The following is a 16,135-nucleotide window of genomic DNA, read 5'->3' as shown; positions in this document are numbered from 1 at the left end:
GATAGCACTTGCTTATATCCGCCCTCATCAAGACTGAAAGCGCGATAACTTTCGCGCAATCCGCACGATCCCGCAAGAAATTACTTCAAGCCCGTACTCACACAAGCATGAAAGCCGGCTTTATTGGCCAGCCCCTCTAGCCCATAGCCTCGATACCTTGTGTGCTCAAGGCCTGCGGTCTGGGACAATGCCGCCTTTTGTAGGCCAGCCACTCCATGGATCTGCTCGACATCGGCGCCAACCTCACGCACGAATCGTTTCATCACGATCTCGATGCGGTGTTGCAACGGGCGCATGCGCACGGAGTGACCCGGATGATCGTCACCGGCGCATCGCGCGACGGCAGCCGGCATGCGCTTGAACTGGCGCGACGCCACCCCGGCGAGTTGTATGCCACGGCAGGTGTGCACCCGCACCACGCAATCGACTACGACGACGCTACCGACACCTTGCTGCGCGAGCTGGCAGCACAGCCCGAAGTGCGTGCGGTCGGTGAAACAGGGCTGGATTACAACCGCAATTACTCACCGCGCGAGGTGCAGCTTGCGGTGTTCGAGCGCCAATTGCAGATGGCTGTCGAGGTGCAGAAGCCACTCTTTCTTCATCAACGCGATGCGCACGACGATTTCATCGCCTTGTTGCGCCGCTATCGCGACAAGGTGCCGGCCGCTGTGGTGCACTGCTTTACCGACACCGGCGAAGCGCTGCGCGATTATCTCGCCCTGGATTGCCATATCGGCATCACCGGCTGGATCTGCGATGAGCGCCGTGGCACCCATCTGCGCGAACTGGTGCGCGAGATTCCCGCCGATCGTCTGATGATCGAGACCGATGCACCTTATTTGCTGCCGCGCACCGTGCGGCCGCATCCCGCACACCGGCGCAACGAGCCGATGTATCTGCGGCATATTTGCGAGGAGATTGCGCGTGATCGTGGCGAGCCCGCTGAAGTGACTGCCGCCAACAGCACGGCCACGGCGCAGGCGTTCTTCGGACTGACGTAATAGCTACGCCACCACGCGCGTTTCGCCCGGTGCCAGGCCATCCAGCGCATAGCCGCCAATACGCATGCGGATCAAACGCAAGGTGGGAAAACCGACTGCGGCGGTCATCCGCCGCACCTGCCGATTGCGGCCTTCGCGCAGGGTGATGCTAAGCCAGCTCGTGGGTATGCTCTTACGAAAACGCACCGGCGGATCGCGCGGCCATAGCCCATCGGGCTCGCCCGCATGCTCGACCCCGGCCGGCAAGGTCAGGCCGTCTTTCAGCATCACGCCACGGCGCAACGCGGCGACGGCTTCGTCGCTGACTTCGCCCTCGACTTGCACGAGATAGGTCTTGGGCTGTTTATGGCGCGGATCGGTAAGCCTGTGCGCAAGCGTGCCGTCGTCGGTAAGCAGCAGCAGGCCTTCGCTGTCGTGGTCGAGCCGCCCGGCCGGATAGACGTCTTTTTGCTTGACGAATTCGGCCAGGGTACGCCGGCCATCGGCATCGGTGAATTGACAAAGCACGCCATACGGCTTGTTGAGCGCAATCAGCATGGCGTGCGTGGCGGCTAAATCAGTGAGCCGCCGGCGCCGCTGGCTTGACGAAGCGCAGCGTCATGCGGTCGGACTCGCCGATGGCCTGGTACTTCGCCTTGTCCTGCTCACCCAGGGTGAATGTCGGCGGCAAGGTCCACACCCCTTTGGGGTAATCCTTGGTGTCCTTCGGATTGGCATTGATTTCGCTATCGTCGTCCAGCTTGAAGCCGGCGTCCGTAGCCAGCTTGACCACATAAGCGGTGGGCAGGTAGCCACTCTGTTTGACGGTTTCCAGCGTGGCTTTGTCGGCCGCGCGATGGTCGACGACGCCAAGCACGCCGCCGGGCCGCAGCGCCGCATAGAACGCCTTGAACATCGCCGGCGCGGTATCGGCCATGACCCAGTTGTGTACGTTGCGGAAGGTCAACACCACATCGGCCGAACCGGGCGCACCGAATACCGGCGCCTTGGGGTCGAATTCGATAAAACTGGCCTTGCCGTAATGCGCCGGGTCGGCAGCGAATTTCTGGTGCAGATCTTTGCCTGCCCCCTCGCCTGTCGATTTCTTCACCGCGACGATGTATTGGCCGTTGTCGCGCAACAGCGGCGCAAGAATTTCACTGTACCAACCGGCGCCTGGGGTGATCTCGATCACCGTCTGATCCGGCCGGATACCAAAGAACTGCAAGGTGGCCTTGGGGTGGCGGTAGACGTCGCGGGCGCGGTTTTGCGCCGAGCGCCAGTCACCGGCCAGCACGGCATCGAGCTGCGAGGCGGTGAAATCTTTGGCGCTGGTGGGCGGCACCAGCTCGCCGGCCGGCTGATCCTGGGCATTGACCGGGGTGGAGGTTCCGCTGCATGCGGCCAGCAACAGCACGGCCAATCCTAGGGTGACATGGCTTTTCATCGACAACTCCTTATATGCAGCACAGGGGAATCACTATTTTTCGGCAGGCTAGCACGCATCAGAACGGCCGCGGGCAGACCGATTGCAAGCCGTCGATATGCTCATGCAGATCGGGCGCAATGCCTTGCCACATCGGGTCCAGAATGAAGTCGATACCCTCGTAGCGCGCCAGCTTGGCCGCTGGAATGAAATCGGCATCACCAGCGATCAAGATGATTTGATCGACCAGCTTTTTATAGGTAAGCGCGGCGATATCGATACCGATCTTCATATCGACCTGGGTCTGGCGCATATCGGGCTCGAAGTGCTCGTCGCCCAGCTCGTCCCACATCAGGGCGCCATCGCGCAATTGCTGATAAGCATGACGCTTGAGCTGCCATTCGCCGCGCTCGGCCAACCGGCCTAGCCGCAAGGCCATCTTGCGCTGGCGACGCAACTGATCGTGCAAATCGCGACGAAACGCGGCCGAGCCAGTGCGCGAGAAATCGATGCTCTCGCCGCTGATCGGCTTGGTAAAACTCTTCTCCAGCGGCGGGCAGTCATAGAAAAAGATGCGGTAGAGAGCTTCGCGCGGACGGTCTACCGCTTTCAAATGCTCAAGCGCCATACCGAACACCGTCTTGGCGACGGTGCGTGCGTCGTTGGCGTCGCGATCACCCCAGACCTTGCGGTAACGGGCAAGAAAAAAAGCGCCGTCGACAAGGATGGCGGTACGGTTCATAGAAATTCCTTATGGTCTTGCCGGCATAAAAACGAATGAGGCACTCGATACAACACCGCTGGCGATAGGGCCAGCGGCAGACGGCATTCTATCGAATTGGCCGAATCTTGCAGGAGCGCACAAAATACGCTCTTTGACATGTCATCAGTAGTGAATCACCGAGCGGATCACCTTGCCCTCGTGCATCAGGTCAAACGCCTCGTTGATCCGCTCCAACGGCAGCACCTCGGTAATCATCTCGTCGATCTTGATTTCGCCGCCGAGGTAACGCTCCACGTAGCCCGGTAACTGCGAGCGCCCCTTTACGCCGCCAAACGCACTGCCGCGCCAGACGCGGCCGGTCACCAACTGGAACGGCCGCGTGCTGATCTCCTGCCCGGCACCGGCGACGCCGATGATGATCGACTCGCCCCAACCCTTGTGGCAGCACTCCAGCGCCGAGCGCATCACATTGACGTTGCCGATGCATTCAAACGAGTAATCCACGCCACCATCGGTGAGATCGACGATAACCTGCTGCACGGGTATGCCGGGGTAGTCCTTGGGGTTGATGAAATCGGTTGCCCCCAGCGCCTTCGCCATGACGAATTTTTCCGGGTTGGTGTCGACCACCACGATGCGCCCGGCCTTGGCCATCACCGCTCCCTGCACTACCGAAAGACCAATGCCGCCCAGACCGAATACCGCCACTGACGCACCCGGCTCCACCTTGGCGGTATTGAGCACCGCGCCGATACCCGTCGTAATGCCACAGCCCAGCAGGCAGACCTTCTCCAGCGGCGCGGATTTATTGATCTTGGCCAGCGCGATCTCGGGCAGCACGGTGTATTCGCTGAAGGTGCTGGTGCCCATGTAATGCAGCAGCGGCTTGCCGTTGAGCGAGAAGCGCGAAGTGCCGTCCGGCATCAACCCCTGGCCCTGGGTGGCGCGAATCTTCTGGCATAGATTGGTTTTGCCGGAGCGGCAGAATTTGCACTCGCCGCATTCGGGCGTGTACAGCGGAATCACATGGTCGCCGACTTTCAGCGAGGTCACGCCCGCGCCTATTTCCTCGACAATGCCACCGCCTTCGTGTCCGAGAATCACCGGAAACATCCCTTCGGGATCGGCGCCGGACAAGGTAAATGCGTCGGTATGGCAAACGCCGGTGGCGACGATACGCACCAGCACTTCGCCCGCCTTGGGCGCAGCCACATCCACTTCCTCGATCGACAGCGGCTTGCCCGCCTCCCAGGCCACGGCGGCACGTGATTTCATCGTCTTTCCCTCACTGAATAACGCAAAGCACTCATGATGACGGGTCGATAACGATTACGAAACCTAAGCCGTCAGTGGCGCCCCGACATATGCGCCATCGACTGGCCGTATAGAACGGCCTCGGCATGAATCCAATCGCGGAATATGCGCAGACCCGCGTGATCTTTAGACCGCGCCGGATACACCAGGTAATACGCATCGGGAATATGTTGATAGCGCTTGCCCAGCACATGCAGCAAGCCCGCATCGATCAGCGGCCTGGCCATCACCATGCGCCCCAGGGCCACGCCCATACCCTCCAATGCCGCGCGCTGCAGTGCGTCGGTGGTGTCGAACTTGGCCACATAGCGATTCGGCGCACTGCCGCCGATATCGGCGAACCAATCGTGCCAACGGTCGCCGGGATCGCCAAGCAAGGGCCACCCACTGACATCGTCACAGCCCGTATCGCGCATGCGCTCCAGCAAGACGGGCGCCACTACCGGCGCGATCCATTCGTCGAACAGCTTTTCGCTTTCCACGCCCGGCCAGACACCGCGCCCGTAGCGTATGGCGACATCCACTGGATCGCGCTCGAAATCGACCAGGCCCGTACTGGATTGCAGATTGAGCTCCAGCTCGGGATGAGCCGCCACCAGGCGCGCCAATCGCGGCACCAGCCAACTGGACATCACACTCGGCAGCGTGTTGATGGTCAGCGCCTCTTCACGGCGACAGCGATAATTGGCAAGCGCGCGGTCAATACCCTCGAAATGATGTGCTACAGCCCCTTGCAGACGGCGCCCTTCCGCGGTGAGCTGCACGCCGCGCGGCCCACGATCGAACAGCTTGCGCTCGACCCGTTGTTCAAGCTGACGTATCTGATGGCTGAGCGCACTGACCGTCAGGTTGGCCTGCTCGGCCGCACGCGACAGATTGCCCAGCCGCGCGGCCAGTACAAACTGCTGCAACAGATCCAGCGAAATACGTGCCATCTTGAATCCCCTTCAAGTCTGACTTGCAAATATATCGCTTTTTGGCGGCCTTCGAGCCGCCTATCTTGAGCCACCTGCCAATGGGCAGGTTTCTTGGGAGGGTGTCATGAGTTCGCTTTGGTCCGACCTGTTGTTTCTGCATGGCCATATCAGCAATGTCGATCTCGCCCATCGCTTGAGCGAGATCGAGACGCCGCCAAGCAAGCCGCTCGGTGGCCAAGTCAAGCCGCTGCCAAGCAAGTCCGCCCGTGCCCCAAAGGCGGCGGATTCGACATGCTCCACGGCCTGCGTGCCGACTTGATTCCCGGTCAAACCGCTACCAATTCTTGGAGATCTTTCCAAAGGTTCTCCCCATGCAACGGCGTCAACTCGGCAAGTCACCGCTTTTCATCGCACCACTGGCCTTCGGCGGCAACGTATTCGGCTGGAGTACCGATGAGAAGCGCTCATTTGAACTACTCGATGTCTTTGTCGGCACAGGCTTCAACCTGATCGACACCGCCGATGTGTATTCCGCCTGGGTTCCGGGCAATCGTGGCGGGGAATCGGAAACGATTATCGGCAAGTGGCTCAAGCGTAGCGGCAAGCGCAACCAGGTGGTGCTCGCCACCAAGGTGGCCAAATGGGCCGAACATCCGGGCTTATCGCCGGTGAATATTCAAAAAGCCGTCGACAGCTCTCTGCAGCGTCTGCAAACCGATCATATCGATCTGTACCAGGCACACCATGACGATGCCAGCGTGCCACTGGAAGACACACTCGGCGCATTTAGCCGGCTGATCGAACAAGGCAAAGTGCGTGCGATCGGCGCCTCTAATTACTCGGCAGACCGTCTTGCCGAGGCATTGGCCGTGTCCAAAAAGAACGACCTGCCACGCTATGAAAGCCTGCAACCGGAATACAACCTGATCCAACGCGATGGCTACGAAAAAGCACTGGAGCCACTGATTCGCACCGAGAACATCGGTGTCATCTGCTATTACGCCTTGGCCAGCGGATTTCTCAGCGGCAAGTACCGCAGCACCGATGATCTGGCCAAGAGCGCCGCACGCGGCGGCGCAGTAGAGAGATATCTCAACCCGCGTGGCCTGCGCATTCTCGCCGCGCTCGACGAGGTGGCCGCCAGCCATCACGCCACTCCGGCACAAATTGCCTTGGCCTGGCTGATGGCCCGCCCCGGCCTTACTGCCCCGATCGCCAGCGCTACCAGCGTGGAGCAATGGCATGAGCTGCTTGGCGCCGCGCAGTTGCAACTCCGTGCGGATGAAATCGCTCGACTGGATCAGGCTAGCGCTTGAGAGCCTGTTCAACATCTCTGAGGACTTATGCAAACCCGCCCGCCACTCCCCCCATTCACCACCGAAACCGCCGTGCAGAAGGTACGTCTCGCAGAGGACGCCTGGAATAGCCGCGACCCCGAGCGCGTGGCGCTGGTCTATACCGAGGACACCCATTGGCGTAATCGCGCCGAATTTCTCGATGGCCGCGATGCCGCCAGACATTTTCTGCAACGCAAATGGGCTCGCGAGCTGGACTATCGGCTAATTAAGGAGCTATGGACTTATGCCGGCAACCGAATCGCCGTGCGCTTTGCCTACGAATGGCATGACGATTCCGGCCACTGGTTCCGCAGCTATGGCAATGAGAATTGGGCATTCAACGATGCCGGCCTGATGACGCATCGCCACGCCAGCATCAACGACACGCCGATCAGCGAAACCGAGCGCCGGTTTCATTGGCCACTGGGTCGTCGACCGGACGATCATCCGGGCTTGAGTGAGTTCGGGTTTTGACTTGAGCGCTCTCTTGTTCATCAGCGCTGAGGGAGGGGCCAAAAGCTCGGGGAATAGCCACTACGGCTCTTGCTCGTCCGGTGCCTGCACGGTGTAGCCCTTCCCCTTGAGCTTGGCGAGATAACCATCGGGCGACAACACCTCTTCCATCGGCAGCATCGCAAAGCTTTGCTTGTCGTTGGCCAGAACCTGCTCGGCAGCGCTCATCCATATCGCATCGACACGTTGCCGCACATCGTTGAGCCCAAGTTTTTTCGCAAAGCCCGCCTCGGTGACCGCATCGATACAAGCCTCACGCTGATCGTGCAAAGACAACGTGCGCAGTATCTCGATATCGCCGGTGGCCCATGCGTTGGCGCGCGCGGTGATGCTGCCCAGCGAATGCTCGATGCCATCGATCACGCCGCTCAAGCACGCCTGATCGTCCATCGCCGAACTCTTGAAGGTCTTGACCGCTTCGCGTGGATTGGCAATCGCCAGCTTGTAATTCGTCTTGGTCAATTTGACGCCGTGTTTCTTGGCCAGATCGCGAATGGTGTTTTTTACGCCGCCCGAGGCGGTCAGGCCGGCATGCTTGATCGCCTTGTCGTAGAGCTCAGTCGCTGCAAAGATCGGCCGCCAACGCTCGATGCTGTTGTCTTTGCCGATGTATAGCTGCTTCTGCACCAGCCAGCGCGCGTATAGCGGCGGCGGCACCAACTGTTGCAGGGTGGCGCCATCGGGGCTCTTGCGCGCGCCGATCAGCGTCGGCAATAGAAAGAGTTTGCCGAAGAAACCCACGTCCGCTTTCAACTGCAGCGACGGCGGCTCCAGCACCTCCTGCGACTGCGCGATGATTTGCTCCACATCATCGGTTTTCCACTGCATATGATCGGGCAGCGGCGACAAGGTGCCCAGCACCCACATCACATGATCGCCCTTGCTCACCTTCCACAGGCCCGGCCCAGGCTGCACGCCAGTGACCACGACCGCCTCCAGGTTGGCGACCGAGCTGGCTGGCGCCGGTGCCGTCGCGGCCACGGTTTGCGCGAAAGCCGGCGATATCCCGGATAACGCGAACAGTACGACGAACAGTGACAGACGCATGTCTCGATGCTCCATGAGGTGCGGGGTTAGCCAAGTGTTGTAGTGGCGTCGTAAACCGAATGCGACAAGGCCGGCGATCAGACTGGAGAATGGCACGACAAGTTCAAAGCCACCTGCGCCATCAGTCATCTAAAACTATGCGCGGCATAGCGACACGCTACAGCACTACCAGCCATGCCGGCTGCGTAGGATAGATCAGAACATTCCTAAAAGCCTGCGAGCCACGGGCATTGAAATTGCAACCCAACTCCGACGTGACGTAGAGTCCAAGTGCCCCAACAGGATGGGCATCATGGAGAATAGTGTCATGACGATGACGTCGCCGAGAAACATGCTCTGCAAAAGTTTCTTTCTTATGTCGTTCGTTTTCGCCGCACCCGCATTTGCGCAAAGCATGAATAATGATGCGCGAGCGCGTGCTGTTAGCACTCTTGATGAGTCGCTTTCATCCAGTGGTCTTCGAAACTTGCTGGGAGCGGAGTATCCGCAGGTTTTGCGTAATCTCGATCAACTCGCTGTTCCAGCGAAGCTAAAAGGCGATGGCATATACATCGAGGGATGGCGCGAAAATGCCAGCCAGCAACACACGTCCGCTGTGGCTATTTACCCAGACGGTCGTATTTATGCAGCCTATTATGATGTGGAAAACGGGGCTATCCGGTATTTCAGCAGCGATCAATCGCCCGGCATACACCCGGCCATTGAGCTATGGATAAGAAGATTGGCACCTACGGTTGAGACGATCGTGTGGCCTGGCGCACAGAGTGGGGCAACCGCTTTACCTAAGACAAAGATCGCTACACAGCAGAATTCGTCAGACCCAAGTCCAGATGAGCAGGCTGCGCTACTCACGGTTGCCACCTCCATTTGGAGTGCGTCACTTGCTAACAACTGGACCATGAACGCTGTCGTGGGCGACCTCCTTTCAGATGCAACGGGAGAGATTTTGAAATGCTCAGCGGCCTTCAATCTTGTTCCACGCCCGGTAGGCTTCATGCCAGGACGGTTGTACCTCGCGGCAAACGCCCGAGCTGTGGTTAGGTACATTGCCGGAGTCAATCAGAATCGTATTTATCGGACCTGCATTTCCGCAGTCGCGCTGCATTACCGCAGCTCTATAGAGATTGCCTCGGCCGATATTTGATGGTCACCTGCCGCCCAGGCGCGCCATAGGCTCTATGACGCACCTGGGCCAGGAGTGTCGCATGAGTCGCATGTTGGATTTTCTCTTATCGGCGTTAGAGCGGTTTTTCGACACGCTCTTCGCCACTCTCAACTTTCTCAGCTCTATCGATTATGGCCCTAGGGGATTTTGGATCACCATAGTCTTACTTTTTGTCATCGCCCTTTTGGTAGCTCTTGCAATACCCCCGTAAGCCAGTCATTTGAACAGGCTCTAAAACCATGCGCGGCATAGCGACACGCCGACACACCACAGCATCGCCAGCCACACCGGCTTTCGCGCAAATACCAGCACAGCCAGACCTACCGCTACGATCACCAGGTCGATGGGCGCATGTACGGCACCGGTCCACAGGGGATCGTAGAACGCCGCCGCAAGTAGACCGATCACCGCCGCGTTGATGCCCGCCACGGCGCGCACGGCATCGTCGCGCGCCGACAGCCGCTGCCAGAACGGCAGCATGCCTGTCACCAGCAGCAGGCCAGGCAGGAAGATCGCCAATAAACCGACCATCGCGCCGAGTACACCACCCTGTCCGCCATGCAAACTGCTGCCAAGGAATGCAGCCAATGAGAACATCGGCCCCGGCACCGCCTGCGCCGCGCCGTAGCCGGCAAGAAAGCTGCCCTCATCGAGCCAGCCGGGCGTTACCAGGGCCTGTTTCAACAACGGCAACACCACGTGACCGCCACCGAACACCAAGGCGCCTGAACGATAAAACGCGGCTGCAGCCTGAAGCAGCCATGGCCACCCTGCGCTTGCCGCCAGCGCCCCCAGCAACAGCAGGGCATACGCGAGCAGCAGCCATATCGCGTCGCGATATGTGTAGTTCAGGACAAACACATCACCACGATGTGCCTGCACCGCGCGGCACATCCATGGCCCCAGCGCGGCAGCAGCGGCGATTACCAGAAGCTGCATCGATGCCTGCGGCTGCCACAGCAGCATCGTGGCGGCCGCCAGTGCCAATACTCGGCGCGGCCCATCCGGTGCCAATGTGCGCAGCATGCCCAGTAGACCTTGCGCCACCACGACCAGCGCCACCAGCTTCAGGCCATGCAAGACCGCCTGACCCCATCGGCTATCCAGGTACGGCGCCCATGCGGCGAAGGCAAACAACAGCAACGCCGACGGCAGCGTGAATCCGGCGAAAGCAGCCAACGCACCGCGCCAGCCAGCTCGCAGCAGACCCAAGGCGCAGCCCAACTGACTGCTCGCCGGCCCCGGCAAAAACTGACACAGCGCGAGTAGCTGCGAAAAATGCGCGTCATCCAGCCAGCGCCGTTGTTCGACGAAAGCGCGACGAAAATAACCGATATGCGCAATCGGCCCGCCAAACGAGGTCAAGCCCAGTTTCAAAAACGCGACGAACACCTCGCGCGCCCGACCAGGTGCCGATGACGATGGCAATGGCAATGGCAATGGCGATAAATCAGGGCCGATGTCGGATGCGGTCATGTCAGAGATCAGAACATCCCTAGGGCCTGTTCACGCTATTCGCGTAGCCCGCGTTGTCGTTGAGTGGCTGCCAGGTGGTAGTGCGTGGCGCCAGCTTGGCGGCTAAATTCGATGAGCCGGCAAGCTGGTCGCGCGGTAAATCCTTGCTATCAATCCTTATCACTACCTTCGACCGAATTTTCCAGAATCTTGCCGTCCTTCGCGTCTACACCGACCTCATGGGTTCCCGCGTCGGACTTGATGTCGAACGTGTAGCGCAGGCCGCTACCGCCCGCTTCTTTTTCCAACTCTTCCTTGACGATTTTTCCAGGGTAGACCTTCAAGGCGATATTGCGGGCCTCGGGCATTTTGACGACTGCCTTGGCGTCGAGGCTGGTCGCCGGCGAAGCATGCGCCGTCAGCGCAGCACCCGTCAGCGTCAAACAGAACAAAATTGAAGCTAAATATGATTTACGCATGGTCATTCCTTCGGTAACTAGAGCCGCTTAAAAGCTCTGGGAGGAGATGACAACTTCGCAGGAAATGCTTGGATACTGCTTAGTGCTACGCGACCGCTTCCACCGCGCACACGCCATGACGAAGGGGCGCCAACGGCGCCCCTTCGCATTCGGCCTGAACGGCCGGATAACTCACCTGACGGCAATCAGCGCGGTGTCTTCAACGCGGCCAGCGCAGCATTGAAGGTCGCACTAGGCCGCATGGCCTCGCTCACCAGCTTAAGGTTCGGGTGGTAATAGCCCTGAATATCCACCGGCTTGCCTTGAACGCCATTCAGTTCGCCGACGATCTTCGCCTCGTTCTCTTCCAGCGCATTGGCCAGCGGCGTAAATGTCGCTTTCAATGCGGCATCTTCGGTTTGCGCGGCCAAGGCTTGCGCCCAGTACAGGGCCAGGTAGAAATGGCTGCCGCGATTATCCAATTCACCGACCTTGCGGGCCGGCGACTTGTTGTTGTCGAGGAACTTGCCATTGGCCTGATCCAGGGTCCTGGCCAGCACGCCGGCACCGGCATGGCTGTAACGGTTGCTCAGATGTTCGAGCGACGCCGCCAGTGCGAGAAACTCGCCCAGTGAATCCCAACGCAGGCAATTCTCTTCCAGAAACTGCTGCACATGCTTGGGCGCGGAGCCGCCTGCGCCGGTTTCGAACAATCCGCCGCCGGCCATCAACGGCACGATGGAGAGCATCTTGGCGCTGGTGCCCAATTCCATGATCGGGAACAGGTCGGTGAGGTAATCGCGCAGCACGTTGCCGGTGACCGAAATCGTGTCCAGGCCCTGGCGGATACGCTCCAGCGAGAAACGAGTGGCTTCATCGGGCGACATAATGCGGATGTCCAAACCGCTCAGGTCGTGATCCTTCAAATAGCGCTCGACCTTGGTAATCATCCGGGCATCGTGCGCACGCTTCGGATCCAGCCAGAATACCGCTGGTGTATGGCTCAGGCGCGCGCGGCTCACCGCCAGCTTCACCCAGTCCTGGATCGGCGCGTCCTTGACCTGGCACATGCGCCAGATATCGCCGGCTTCCACCGGCTGCTCGATCAGCACCTTGCCGGCGGCGTCGGTCACTCGCACCACACCATCGGCGGCGATCTGAAACGTCTTGTCGTGCGAGCCGTACTCTTCGGCTGCCTGGGCCATCAGGCCGACATTCGGCACACTGCCCATGGTGGTCGGGTCGAATGCGCCGTGCGCTTTGCAATCCTCGATCACCACTTGATAGACACCGGCGTAACTGCGGTCTGGGATGATCGCCTTGGTGTCCTGCAGCTTGCCTTGGGCATTCCACATTTTGCCGGAGTCGCGAATCATCGCCGGCATGGACGCATCGACGATGACGTCACTGGGCACGTGCAGACTGGTGATGCCCTTGTCGGAATTGACCATCGCCAGCGCCGGGCGCTTGGCGTACTCGGCCTGGATGTCGGCTTCGATCTCGGCCTGCTTGTCCGCCGGCAGAGACTTGATGCGGGCATACAAATCGCCGATGCCGTTATTGGGATCAAAGCCGATGCTCTTCAACATATCGGCGTGCTTGACCAGCACGTCCTTATAGAACTCGCTGACCACCTGGCCGAATATGATCGGGTCGGAGACCTTCATCATCGTCGCCTTCAGGTGCACTGAGAACAGCACGCCCTGCTGTTTCGCGTCTTCGATCTGCGCATCGATAAAGCTGGCCAGGGCCTTCTTGCTCATGACCGAAGCATCGATGATTTCGCCGGCCAGCAGTGGGGTCTTCTCTTTCAGGACGGTATGGCTGTTGTCCTTGCCGAACCATTCGATCTTGGCAATACCGGCCTGCTCGATCAGCACGGATTTCTCGCTGCCGTAGAAGTCGCCGCCCTCCATATGCGCCACATGGGTTTTGGAATCGGCGCTCCAGGCGCCCATCTTGTGCGGGTGCTTGCGTGCGTAGTTTTTCACCGACAGCGGTGCGCGACGGTCGGAATTGCCCTCGCGCAACACCGGATTCACCGCGCTGCCCTTGACCCGGTCATAGCGCGCTTTGACATTCCAGTCGCTGACGTCCTTGGGCTCTTCGGGGTAGTCCGGCAACGCATAACCCTGCTGCTGAAGCTCCTTGATGGCCGCCTTGAGCTGCGGCATCGAGGCGCTGATGTTGGGCAGCTTGATGATGTTCGCTTCCGGCGTGGTCGCTAGCTGACCGAGTTCCGCCAGATCGTCGGGAATCTTCTGCTCGTCTTTCAGAATGTCCGGGAACAGCGCAATGATGCGCCCGGCAAGCGAGATGTCGCGGGTTTCCACCTTGATGCCGGTGGTGCCGGTGAAAGCATCAATGATCGGCAGCAAGGACTGCGTTGCCAGGAACGGGGCTTCATCGGTGAGCGTGTAGATGATCTTCGGCGTGTCGGACATTCATGGACCTCTTTGCTACAGCAATTCAGGATGGAAAACGCAGCCAGCGTGGAGAGTTTCGCGGCAGTCACGAACCTCTCCAATGCAGGAAGGCGGACGCGACAGACTTGGCGTCGCGCTCACGAAAGACAAGACCTGGCATTTTCGCCGGAATGACAGGCTCTGGCTACGCACGCATGCAGGTGGCCTTTACCGCAAGAATTTGCGACACTCCCCCGCGATGCAAACAATCCAAGGACGATCATGAAGACGAATGGACTATGCCTCGCCGCACTCGCCACCCTCGCTCTCGCAGGCTGCGGCAGTAAACAAGATGTAAGCGAAAAGAATTTTGCCGCCGCCATCGGGCAGTACTTGGACCAGAAGGGCGAGCTCTGCCTTGGGCTCAATAAATGGCCGGTGGAGCTGACCACAATGGATCTACAGATGGCAAAGACCATCACCACCGGCACGGCGGGGCAAATGGCCGCGCTTGAGGCGGTCGGCCTGGCGGCCGGCGCGGATGCCGAGGTCGATCAAATTGGCTTTATGTCCAATCAGCCGACCGGCCAGAAGCTCAAGGTGAAGCGCTATACCCTGACCGCCGAAGGCAAGAAGTTCTATCGCGAAAAAGAGGCGGAGCAAATCGGCCTCAATGGCAGCAAGAAAATCATGCAAGGCGATCTCTGCTACGGCAAAAAAGCGCTGGCCAACATCGTGAAGTGGGAAGGCCCGATGAAGCTCGGCGACTACCAGGAAGCCAACGTGAAGTATCTGTACAAGATCGACGACCTGGCCGACTGGGCGAAGAAACCGGAGTTCCTGGCAGGTTTCCCCTATGTCGGGCCGATCATCGAAGGCGCAAACAGCAAAGAACAATCCCATGGCGTGAAGCTGACCAGCGAGGGTTGGGAAGCCAAAGGGTTGAATTGAGACCCGGCGTGCCCGCAAAAACGTGCCCTGTGCACGCGATGCTCACCATCCTTTCGCTTATGCTGCCGCCCCCCACCGTCCCCACGGTAGCTACGAATACAACATGCCCATGAGCGGATTGAGCCAACGCATCGTCGATTTCATCGCGCAGTTGCAGCCGCTGTATACCTATCAGCATGCCGATGGATACGAATGCGCGCTATCGCTGATCGACGGTAGCCTCATCATGCCGCTCGACGAATCGCATGCCGAGCAGGAGGAAGGCTGGGTCGCCGTGTTCTGGCAGGGCGACAGCCGTCGGCGCTCCGAAGTGCCTGGTGTGCATCTGGCCAGCCAGGCCGTGCTGCGCTATGTGGAACTACGCGGCATCGGGCATGAACCAGTCGAGCTGGGGATAGAGCGGGTCCGGCTGGCCGAACGCTTTCGGCACAGCACCGGCATGTCGCTCTACCTGGAGCCGGCACTGGTATAAGGCCGTACTTGAAGCCCTCATAAAAAAAGAGCGCGGCATGGCCGCGCTCTTTTTTATTTACGACAGGCCGCTTTATTTAACCGAGAAATCCTTGCTGGCGGCGGACTGGCCGTTCAACGAAATCTCAAGCTTGTAGTTGCCCGCCGGCCAACCGTCCGGCTTGTTGATACGAAAGGAGGTGTTGGCAGGTGCGGTGAAGTTTGAGCTTTCCTCGTGCACCGTCTGGCCACCTTGGAAGGTCCACTTGGCATCCAGCTTGCCGCTGCCGCTACCCGTGGTGGCGACCGAAGCGTAGATGGTGTCTTTCGGCGAGAAGGTGCTCGACGGCGTAGTGACCTTCTGATTGATGTCGACACCGCTGCCCAGCTCGACCGAGGCTACGCTGATGGGGGCTGGTGCGGCGGCGGCGGGTGCGGCGGCGGGTGCGGCGGCTGGTGCCGGCGCGGTATGTGCTGCGGCGGGCGGTGTCGGTGCAGGGGTTGTTTCTGCTTCTTTCTTGCCGCATGCGCTCAAGGCGAGCACCGCGACCAATGACACGGCATATATCAAGGGTTGGCGGACAAGCTTCATAGCATTCCTCCTGTTCACTGGTCGGTGGGAATTGTCAGTATCTGGCCGGGTTTGATCCGGTCGGGGTCGCTGAGCTGATCGCGGTTGGCCTCGAAGATGCGCTTCCAGTCGTTGGCATTGCCGTAGACCTGCTTGGCTATCTTGGAGAGGCTGTCGCCGGGGACAACGGTATAGGTTTGCACTCCAGCGGCGGGCGCGGACGCCGAGCCACCCTGCACATTGCTGAAATCCGGTGCCGCTGCCGGCGCTGATTCCGCACCGCCCTGCACATTGGAAAAATCGGGTTTCTCGGTCTCGTTGCCCATCGCACGCTCCTCCATCCCGTATGAACCTACACAGATACCGGGACTATCGTTAACGATACGTGACGTGGACCTTAAAGAGCCTGTTCAAAATCT

At 59.7% G+C, this 16,135-nt stretch carries 18 protein-coding genes; 7 read left to right on the top strand and 11 right to left on the bottom strand.

Going from position 1 to position 16,135, the window contains the following annotated elements; genetic code table 11:
• Positions 1 to 215 precede the first annotated feature (215 nt).
• On the top strand, positions 216 to 1,004 hold the full coding sequence (locus DVJ77_RS15870) for a TatD family hydrolase (protein ID WP_114846489.1): 789 nt from the start codon (positions 216 to 218) through the stop codon (positions 1,002 to 1,004).
• A gap of 3 nt (positions 1,005 to 1,007) precedes the next feature.
• On the opposite strand, the gene DVJ77_RS15865 is transcribed toward DVJ77_RS15870, so the two are convergent.
• The 5 genes from DVJ77_RS15865 to DVJ77_RS15845 all read right to left on the bottom strand — a co-directional run bounded on the left by DVJ77_RS15865 (position 1,008) and on the right by DVJ77_RS15845 (position 5,382).
• The gene (locus tag DVJ77_RS15865) at positions 1,008 to 1,541 is read right to left on the bottom strand and encodes a pseudouridine synthase (protein WP_114846488.1); all 534 of its coding nucleotides are present in this window, start codon (positions 1,539 to 1,541) and stop codon (positions 1,008 to 1,010) included.
• A 19-nt stretch (positions 1,542 to 1,560) separates the two neighbouring features.
• The gene (locus tag DVJ77_RS15860) at positions 1,561 to 2,430 is read right to left on the bottom strand and encodes a class I SAM-dependent methyltransferase (protein ID WP_114846487.1); all 870 of its coding nucleotides are present in this window, start codon (positions 2,428 to 2,430) and stop codon (positions 1,561 to 1,563) included.
• A 58-nt stretch (positions 2,431 to 2,488) separates the two neighbouring features.
• Positions 2,489 to 3,151 carry an NYN domain-containing protein gene (locus DVJ77_RS15855; RefSeq protein WP_114846486.1) on the bottom strand — a complete coding sequence of 221 codons (663 nt, stop codon included), beginning with the start codon at positions 3,149 to 3,151 and terminating at the stop codon, positions 2,489 to 2,491.
• A gap of 144 nt (positions 3,152 to 3,295) precedes the next feature.
• Positions 3,296 to 4,408, bottom strand: a complete 1,113-nt coding sequence (locus tag DVJ77_RS15850; RefSeq protein ID WP_114846485.1) for an S-(hydroxymethyl)glutathione dehydrogenase/class III alcohol dehydrogenase — start codon at positions 4,406 to 4,408, stop codon at positions 3,296 to 3,298.
• 71 nt (positions 4,409 to 4,479) lie between these two features.
• On the bottom strand, positions 4,480 to 5,382 hold the full coding sequence (locus tag DVJ77_RS15845) for a LysR substrate-binding domain-containing protein (protein WP_114846484.1): 903 nt from the start codon (positions 5,380 to 5,382) through the stop codon (positions 4,480 to 4,482).
• Between the two features lie 106 nt (positions 5,383 to 5,488).
• Here DVJ77_RS15845 and DVJ77_RS15840 point away from each other — a divergent pair, with 106 nt between their 5' ends.
• Genes DVJ77_RS15840 through DVJ77_RS15830 form a run of 3 tightly spaced genes read left to right on the top strand, consistent with a single transcriptional unit; the run spans position 5,489 to position 7,175 of the window.
• Positions 5,489 to 5,683 (top strand): hypothetical protein, encoded by a 195-nt coding sequence (locus tag DVJ77_RS15840; RefSeq protein WP_114846483.1) that lies wholly within the window; start codon positions 5,489 to 5,491, stop codon positions 5,681 to 5,683.
• A 52-nt stretch (positions 5,684 to 5,735) separates the two neighbouring features.
• Positions 5,736 to 6,680, top strand: a complete 945-nt coding sequence (locus DVJ77_RS15835) for an aldo/keto reductase (protein WP_114846482.1) — start codon at positions 5,736 to 5,738, stop codon at positions 6,678 to 6,680.
• A gap of 27 nt (positions 6,681 to 6,707) precedes the next feature.
• Positions 6,708 to 7,175: a nuclear transport factor 2 family protein gene (locus tag DVJ77_RS15830; protein ID WP_114846481.1), complete on the top strand. Its 468-nt coding sequence runs from the start codon at positions 6,708 to 6,710 to the stop codon at positions 7,173 to 7,175.
• 60 nt (positions 7,176 to 7,235) lie between these two features.
• Here DVJ77_RS15830 and DVJ77_RS15825 read toward each other — a convergent pair whose 3' ends face one another.
• The gene (locus DVJ77_RS15825; protein WP_114846574.1) at positions 7,236 to 8,261 is read right to left on the bottom strand and encodes a TraB/GumN family protein; all 1,026 of its coding nucleotides are present in this window, start codon (positions 8,259 to 8,261) and stop codon (positions 7,236 to 7,238) included.
• A gap of 292 nt (positions 8,262 to 8,553) precedes the next feature.
• On the opposite strand from DVJ77_RS15825, the gene DVJ77_RS15820 reads away from it, so the two are divergent.
• A complete protein-coding gene (locus DVJ77_RS15820; protein WP_225428037.1) occupies positions 8,554 to 9,405 on the top strand; it encodes a hypothetical protein in 852 nt (283 codons plus the stop codon).
• A 252-nt stretch (positions 9,406 to 9,657) separates the two neighbouring features.
• Here the strand turns inward: DVJ77_RS15820 and chrA are convergent, their stop codons facing one another.
• The 3 genes from chrA to DVJ77_RS15805 form a co-directional block, all read right to left on the bottom strand.
• Entirely contained in the window at positions 9,658 to 10,902 is a 1,245-nt protein-coding gene (chrA, locus tag DVJ77_RS15815; RefSeq protein WP_114846480.1) for a chromate efflux transporter, read from the bottom strand.
• Between the two features lie 149 nt (positions 10,903 to 11,051).
• The gene (locus DVJ77_RS15810; RefSeq protein ID WP_114846479.1) at positions 11,052 to 11,360 is read right to left on the bottom strand and encodes a PepSY domain-containing protein; all 309 of its coding nucleotides are present in this window, start codon (positions 11,358 to 11,360) and stop codon (positions 11,052 to 11,054) included.
• A 185-nt stretch (positions 11,361 to 11,545) separates the two neighbouring features.
• The gene (locus DVJ77_RS15805) at positions 11,546 to 13,783 is read right to left on the bottom strand and encodes an NADP-dependent isocitrate dehydrogenase (RefSeq protein ID WP_114846478.1); all 2,238 of its coding nucleotides are present in this window, start codon (positions 13,781 to 13,783) and stop codon (positions 11,546 to 11,548) included.
• Between the two features lie 243 nt (positions 13,784 to 14,026).
• Here DVJ77_RS15805 and DVJ77_RS15800 point away from each other — a divergent pair, with 243 nt between their 5' ends.
• Positions 14,027 to 14,695 (top strand): hypothetical protein, encoded by a 669-nt coding sequence (locus DVJ77_RS15800; RefSeq protein WP_114846477.1) that lies wholly within the window; start codon positions 14,027 to 14,029, stop codon positions 14,693 to 14,695.
• 109 nt (positions 14,696 to 14,804) lie between these two features.
• Positions 14,805 to 15,167 (top strand): hypothetical protein, encoded by a 363-nt coding sequence (locus DVJ77_RS15795; protein ID WP_225428036.1) that lies wholly within the window; start codon positions 14,805 to 14,807, stop codon positions 15,165 to 15,167.
• Between the two features lie 72 nt (positions 15,168 to 15,239).
• Here DVJ77_RS15795 and DVJ77_RS21180 read toward each other — a convergent pair whose 3' ends face one another.
• Positions 15,240 to 15,737, bottom strand: coding sequence for a hypothetical protein (locus tag DVJ77_RS21180; protein WP_162791521.1), 498 nt, complete (start codon positions 15,735 to 15,737; stop codon positions 15,240 to 15,242).
• Between the two features lie 14 nt (positions 15,738 to 15,751).
• Complete coding sequence (locus tag DVJ77_RS15785) at positions 15,752 to 16,042, bottom strand: LysM peptidoglycan-binding domain-containing protein (protein WP_114846475.1); 291 nt, start codon at positions 16,040 to 16,042, stop codon at positions 15,752 to 15,754.
• Positions 16,043 to 16,135 lie beyond the last annotated feature (93 nt).

Origin of the sequence: Dyella tabacisoli, from assembly GCF_003350925.1 — a bacterium.
Taxonomy (GTDB): domain Bacteria; phylum Pseudomonadota; class Gammaproteobacteria; order Xanthomonadales; family Rhodanobacteraceae; genus Dyella_C; species Dyella_C tabacisoli.
The sequence above is the reverse complement of the archived record's forward strand: the minus strand, read 5'-3'. Positions and strand labels throughout refer to the sequence as shown.

Coding starts and splice junctions, on each gene's coding strand:
- DVJ77_RS15835 (WP_114846482.1), top strand. CDS start 5,736: ATGCAACGGCGTCAACTCGGCAAGTCACCGCTTTTCATCGCACCACTG.
- DVJ77_RS15825 (WP_114846574.1), bottom strand. CDS start 8,261: ATGCGTCTGTCACTGTTCGTCGTACTGTTCGCGTTATCCGGGATATCG.
- DVJ77_RS15805 (WP_114846478.1), bottom strand. CDS start 13,783: ATGTCCGACACGCCGAAGATCATCTACACGCTCACCGATGAAGCCCCG.
- DVJ77_RS15810 (WP_114846479.1), bottom strand. CDS start 11,360: ATGCGTAAATCATATTTAGCTTCAATTTTGTTCTGTTTGACGCTGACG.
- DVJ77_RS15830 (WP_114846481.1), top strand. CDS start 6,708: ATGCAAACCCGCCCGCCACTCCCCCCATTCACCACCGAAACCGCCGTG.
- DVJ77_RS15795 (WP_225428036.1), top strand. CDS start 14,805: ATGAGCGGATTGAGCCAACGCATCGTCGATTTCATCGCGCAGTTGCAG.
- DVJ77_RS15850 (WP_114846485.1), bottom strand. CDS start 4,408: ATGAAATCACGTGCCGCCGTGGCCTGGGAGGCGGGCAAGCCGCTGTCG.
- DVJ77_RS15845 (WP_114846484.1), bottom strand. CDS start 5,382: ATGGCACGTATTTCGCTGGATCTGTTGCAGCAGTTTGTACTGGCCGCG.
- DVJ77_RS15870 (WP_114846489.1), top strand. CDS start 216: ATGGATCTGCTCGACATCGGCGCCAACCTCACGCACGAATCGTTTCAT.
- DVJ77_RS15800 (WP_114846477.1), top strand. CDS start 14,027: ATGAAGACGAATGGACTATGCCTCGCCGCACTCGCCACCCTCGCTCTC.
- DVJ77_RS15860 (WP_114846487.1), bottom strand. CDS start 2,430: ATGAAAAGCCATGTCACCCTAGGATTGGCCGTGCTGTTGCTGGCCGCA.
- DVJ77_RS21180 (WP_162791521.1), bottom strand. CDS start 15,737: ATGAAGCTTGTCCGCCAACCCTTGATATATGCCGTGTCATTGGTCGCG.
- chrA (WP_114846480.1), bottom strand. CDS start 10,902: ATGACCGCATCCGACATCGGCCCTGATTTATCGCCATTGCCATTGCCA.
- DVJ77_RS15785 (WP_114846475.1), bottom strand. CDS start 16,042: ATGGGCAACGAGACCGAGAAACCCGATTTTTCCAATGTGCAGGGCGGT.
- DVJ77_RS15820 (WP_225428037.1), top strand. CDS start 8,554: ATGGAGAATAGTGTCATGACGATGACGTCGCCGAGAAACATGCTCTGC.
- DVJ77_RS15865 (WP_114846488.1), bottom strand. CDS start 1,541: ATGCTGATTGCGCTCAACAAGCCGTATGGCGTGCTTTGTCAATTCACC.
- DVJ77_RS15855 (WP_114846486.1), bottom strand. CDS start 3,151: ATGAACCGTACCGCCATCCTTGTCGACGGCGCTTTTTTTCTTGCCCGT.
- DVJ77_RS15840 (WP_114846483.1), top strand. CDS start 5,489: ATGAGTTCGCTTTGGTCCGACCTGTTGTTTCTGCATGGCCATATCAGC.